General features: G+C 69.5%; 3 protein-coding genes. 1 reads left to right on the top strand and 2 read right to left on the bottom strand.

Annotated features, from left to right (window positions below):
* The first annotated feature begins 211 nt into the window (after positions 1–211).
* Complete coding sequence (locus tag D7Y13_RS39225) at positions 212–1,411, top strand: hypothetical protein (RefSeq protein WP_120630989.1); 1,200 nt, start codon at positions 212–214, stop codon at positions 1,409–1,411.
* 146 nt (positions 1,412–1,557) lie between these two features.
* On the opposite strand, the gene D7Y13_RS39220 is transcribed toward D7Y13_RS39225, so the two are convergent.
* Both D7Y13_RS39220 and D7Y13_RS39215 read right to left on the bottom strand, forming a co-directional pair.
* The gene (locus D7Y13_RS39220) at positions 1,558–1,824 is read right to left on the bottom strand and encodes a hypothetical protein (protein WP_120538340.1); all 267 of its coding nucleotides are present in this window, start codon (positions 1,822–1,824) and stop codon (positions 1,558–1,560) included.
* A gap of 170 nt (positions 1,825–1,994) precedes the next feature.
* Positions 1,995–4,237 (bottom strand): spermidine synthase (locus D7Y13_RS39215; protein ID WP_120630988.1); only part of this gene is annotated, 2,243 nt, incomplete at its 5' end.

The following is a 4,237-nucleotide window of genomic DNA, read 5'->3' as shown; positions in this document are numbered from 1 at the left end:
CATGTCCACCATGACCTCCAATCCATACAGCATGAGGCGTTCTTGAGACTTGTCGCGTCACATGCCGTGGGCCCTGGACTGGAACCAGAGGCCCCCTGCCCCATGCCACGCTGAATCCTTGAGCCCCCGTCCCCCGCCAGGCCAGCGGGCAGGGCAACCGGCGGCCACCCGGGTTCTGGGGACCCCGGGGCCCCGCTATACTCCCCGCGCCATGACACCGCTCAGCCCCGGAGTCGCCACCTCCCCCGAGCAGGACGCGCCGGCCGTCCCCGGCTCGCTGCGCTTCCGCCGCCTGTGGCTGTTCTCTCCCGGGGCCGACCTGGCCATCCTCGCCATTCCCCTGGCCCTCACGCTCTGCGCCGCCGGGGCCAGCGCGTTCCTGGCGCCCACGTCCGCGGATGGCGCCCACCGGCTGATGTCCTGGACCGCCCAGAACATCCTCGGCAACGCGACCCACGTGGTGCTCACGTTCCTGCTCTTCGGCGTGCACCGGGACGTGCTCACCGCCGCCCCCCGCCAGCCCCGGAACATCCTCGCGGGCACGCTCGCCATGCTCGCGGTGGGCGCGGGCTTCTTCTTCACCTTCTACGCCGACCGCGCCATCCACACCTTCGCGGTGGCCGTCATCTTCAACGTCTTCGGCATGCACCACACCCTGTCGCAACACCGGGGCCTGTGGTCACTGCACGGCCTGCGCGGCGGACAGGTGGGCCTCGCGCCCCCCTCCCCCCTCGAGCGCAGGCTCCAGCAGCTCTACGTCCCGCTGCTCCTGTCCATCCTGCTGGTCCGCATCTTCTTCGTCGCCGAGTCCGCCGCGCCCAACGCCACCGCGTACCTGGACGTGGGCCAGGGCCGCGTGCTGCCGTGGCAGATGCTGCCCGTGCTCATCGCCCTGTGGTTGGGCTACTTCCTGCTGCTGTTCCGCTCCGTGCTGCGCTCCGGCACCGCCAGCGGTCCCAAGGTGCTCTACCTCCTGGGCATGGCGACGGCGACGGGCCTGGCGCTCGTGGCCCCGGAGTGGGGCTACGTCATGCTGCCGGGCATGCACGGGCTGGAGTACTACATGATCAGCGCGCGCATGCTGGAGCCGCGCGAAGGCGACGCGCCCCGCCTGCGCCGCGCGTTCATCTGGCCCGCGATGGTCCTGGCCATGCTCCCGCTGCTCGCGCTGGGCGTGGTGCACGGCTTCCTGCTGGATGGACCCGTGAAGGGCTCGCTCAGCATCGGGAGCGGAGCGCTGTCGCATCCCCTGCTTCGCGGCCTGACGTCCCTGGGCTTCGCGGTGGTGCTCGCCCACTACTACGCGGATGCCTTCATCTTCCGCTTCCGCATCCCCTCCATCCGGCAGGTGATGCTGCGCCGCCTGGGCCTCTCCAGCCCCGCGCCGCTCCCCGCGTCCGGAGCGCGGTAGCCCCCGGCCCTCCCAGAGGGGGCCCCGCGCCGACCCCCGCAAATGAAAATGGCAGGCCCTTCCAAGTGGAGGGACCTGCCATTCATGAGAAGCACCTGGCCGACGCGAGGGCGGCCGAAGCCCCCCAGCGCAAGCCGGAGCGCGGCTCAGTTGTAGGTGTTGTTCTGACCGAAGTTCTTCATCGTCTTCTTCTTCAGGTCGTCCGACGCCGTCTGGCCGTCGTTCTCAACCCCGTCGTTACCCGCGAGGGCCGCGGCGGACGCGCCGAACAGCTTGCGGATGTTGTCGCCGAAGAGCGTGATGACGCCGATGGCCGCGATGGCGATCAGGGCGACGATGATGATGTACTCGGTCATGCCCTGACCACGGGACTTACGGAGCTGGATCTTCTGCTTCTTCGCGAGCGTGTTCATGGGGGTCTCCAGGGGTCTTGCAGCGGTGAAAAACTCACCCTGCGAACGTCAGGGTCGAAACGGACAGTAGAACGATCCCACTCACACCTCCATCCGTCATCGGGAGGATGGGGGGGTGGATCCAGTGATTCCAGCCAGATGGAACCACTCAAGGCCTTTGCAAGGCTGTTTCACGGCCCTCCGGGGGCCGCGGTCGGCGGTGTCGAAGCCTTCGGATCACACGCGGACGGGGGCATGGCTTCGCAGAACTCCTTGTAGGCCCACTGGAGCTTCGCATCCTCCGGGTGGCGAGGCACCACCTCCCGGGCCAGCGCGATGGCGACCTCGTCGCTCCGGGGCGTCCACACCGTCCGGGCCGCCCAGGCCCGGGCCGACGCCAGCTTCAGGTAGGCCGTCGTCAGCTCCGGCGAACGTCCTCCCTTCGCCACCTCCGGCTCCAGCAACGTAGCCGCCACCGTCAACTCGCCCTGCGCCACCAACGTCTTGCCCAGCGCGAGCGCGGAGGCCGGATCCTCTGGCGCCAACGTCCGCCACAGCGTCGCCACGCCGCGCACCAGCGGATCCTTCTCCGCGTGATACCGCTCGATGTTGCGGTACAGCCACGCGGCCTGCTCGGCCGTGGGCGGGTGCTCGCGCACGTAGTCGTGCAGCAGCAGCCCGGGGCCCGAGTCCGGCGCCCGGCGCTCGTCCTTCACCCGCACGTCCGTCTGCGACAGGAAGAAGGCCACCGGCGAGGCGTACTCCAGCAGGTTGTGGTCATCCGTGTTGATGGGCCCCTCCCCCGCGAACGCCTTCTGCCCTTCGTCGCTGTGCACCTGCTTGGACAGCAGCGCGAACAGGTCCTTGATGTCCACCCGCTCCAGGTCCGCCTTCACTTCGGGCCGGGCCATGCGCGCGGCCACCGACGCGGCGTCGAAGGACAGGGGCTTGCGGCTGGCCACCATGACCAGGTCCTCCGGCCCCAGCCAGGTGGTGGCGTGGGGGAAGGTGTCGCGCAGCGTGCGCATCACCAGCCGCACCAGCTCCCGGTTGCTCTCGTACGTGTGGATCCACTGCACCAGCACGCCGTCGTCGGCCAGGTGCTTGTCCACCAACTGGAAGAAGTCGCGCGTGAAGAGGCCGGACACGCCCGCCACCCACGGGTTGGAGGGCACGCTGACGATGAGGTCGTACTTGATGGGCGCCAGCGCCATGAACGTCTTCGCATCGTCGATGTGGACGTGCGTGCGCGGGTCGTCCACCGCGTTGCGGTTGTCCGCCTTGAACAGGCGCGCCCCTTCGATGACCGCCGGGGAGATCTCCACCATGTCCAGGCGCTCCACCGGGTGCGCCAGCACGCTGCCCGCGGTGATGGCCGCCCCCGAACCCACCAGGAGCACGTTGCGCGGCTCGCGCGGCTGGAGCAGCGCACCCAGGTGGCCCGCGACCACCTGCGTCTCGATGTCGCCCCCGTTGGAGGCGTCCACCTTGCCGTTGATCTTCATGAAGCGCAGGTTGTCCTTGGGCACCTCGCCCACCATCACCGTGGCGAAGGTGTCATCCGCGTAGAACAGGGGACGGATCCGCTTGCGCGTGCTCTCCACCAGCGTCGCGTAGCTCTCCGGGGGCTTGCGGCTCACGCGGATCGCGGAGATGTCGCTCAGCGTCTGCGGCCAGCCGTACATCCCTCCCAGCACGCCCAGCACCAGCACCGCCGCCACGCCCACGGGCGCCAGCGTCCGCCACAGGGGCACCGCCTTCGCGCCTTCTGCGTCCGGCCGGTGGGCGCTCGCCTCGAACGCCAGCCCCGCGGCCAGCAGGTTCGCCACCGCGCCCGCGACGAAGTTGCCCTGCATGCCCCAGAAGGGCATCAGCACCATGCCGCCCAGCACCGCGCCGGAGATGGTGCCCAGCGTGTTCCACAGGTACACGCCGCCCAGCTGGCGCCCCACCTCGGACACCTTCGCCGTGGCCACCCGCGCGGCGGCCGGGAAGGCCGCGCCCATGATGAACGTGGGGATGAGCAGCACCAGACAGCAGAACGCGAAGGTGATGGCCTGGAACATCGGCCACGTCTCCACCGCGCGCGTGAGCATCCACTCCGACCAGCGGAACAGGTGCGGCAGCCGCACGTACAACGGCAGCGCCACGCAGAGGCTCAGCACAAGCCCCACCTGCGTCCAGCCATACAGCTTCAGCGAGTCCCCGCCCTCCTTGCGCGTCATCAGCCAGAAGCTGCCCAGGCCGATGCCCAGGATGAACGCCGTCAGGATGAGGGTGAAGGCATAGGTGGAGGCCCCCAGGACGATGGACAGCAGGCGGATCCACGTCACCTGGTACAGCATCGACGTGAAGCCCGACAGCATCACGCCCAGCAGCGCGGCGCGCACCGCCCGCCGGGGATAGGCCACATCCTCCACGGCCGCCGCCGCCC

Source organism: Corallococcus praedator (assembly GCF_003612125.1).
Lineage (GTDB): Bacteria > Myxococcota > Myxococcia > Myxococcales > Myxococcaceae > Corallococcus > Corallococcus praedator.
Note: the sequence above shows the minus strand (reverse complement) of the source record. Positions and strands in the feature narration are given on the sequence as shown.

Coding starts and splice junctions, on each gene's coding strand:
- D7Y13_RS39225 (WP_120630989.1), top strand. CDS start 212: ATGACACCGCTCAGCCCCGGAGTCGCCACCTCCCCCGAGCAGGACGCG.
- D7Y13_RS39220 (WP_120538340.1), bottom strand. CDS start 1,824: ATGAACACGCTCGCGAAGAAGCAGAAGATCCAGCTCCGTAAGTCCCGT.